The sequence below is a fragment of the Methylobacter svalbardensis genome (assembly GCF_037671525.1).
GTDB lineage: Bacteria > Pseudomonadota > Gammaproteobacteria > Methylococcales > Methylomonadaceae > Methylobacter_A > Methylobacter_A svalbardensis.
The window spans coordinates 1-522 of the sequence record NZ_JAWPOH010000218.1; the positions used below are offsets into that span (position 1 = coordinate 1).

The 522-nt window shown below is 46.7% G+C and carries 1 protein-coding gene; it reads left to right on the plus strand.

Annotated features, from left to right (window positions below):
* Positions 1 to 68 precede the first annotated feature (68 nt).
* A partial coding sequence (locus tag RW114_RS20920) for an SNF2 helicase-associated domain-containing protein (protein WP_340124648.1) occupies positions 69 to 522 on the plus strand: 454 nt, incomplete at its 3' end.

The window sequence follows — 522 nt, forward strand, 5'->3', positions numbered from 1 at the left end:
ATCACGTTGACCAGTGGCGTTTAGTTTTCTTCCTTTCTTCACACAAAGATCCCTCGCTTAAATTGGATTTGGCAGAATTTTGGGCTGATAAAGAGCATTTTCATCAGCGGTTACAGCAGCAATTCGGCTTGGCGATTGAACAGCAGATCTTAATTAATCTGGCGCAAGCCGCGCGAATTTATCCCAAACTATGGTTGGGCATGGAAGGCAGTGAGCCAGATAGTGTGCAGATCAATTTGGATGAGGCCTTTGATTTTCTAAAAGAAAGCGCCTGGATATTGGAGGATGCTGGTTTTAAAATTATTATTCCCGCCTGGTTAACGCCGAAAGGCCGTCGTCGAGCGAAACTCCGTTTGCGTTCGGGGGGTAAATCCAAGACTGCCGCAGCCAGTGCTCAATCTTATTTTTCCATGGATAAGCTGACCGAGTACCAATACCAGTTAACCATCGGCGATGAAGCGTTAAGCCCTGAAGAATGGCAACAGCTGGTGGATGCCAAAACCCCATTGATCCATTTTCGCG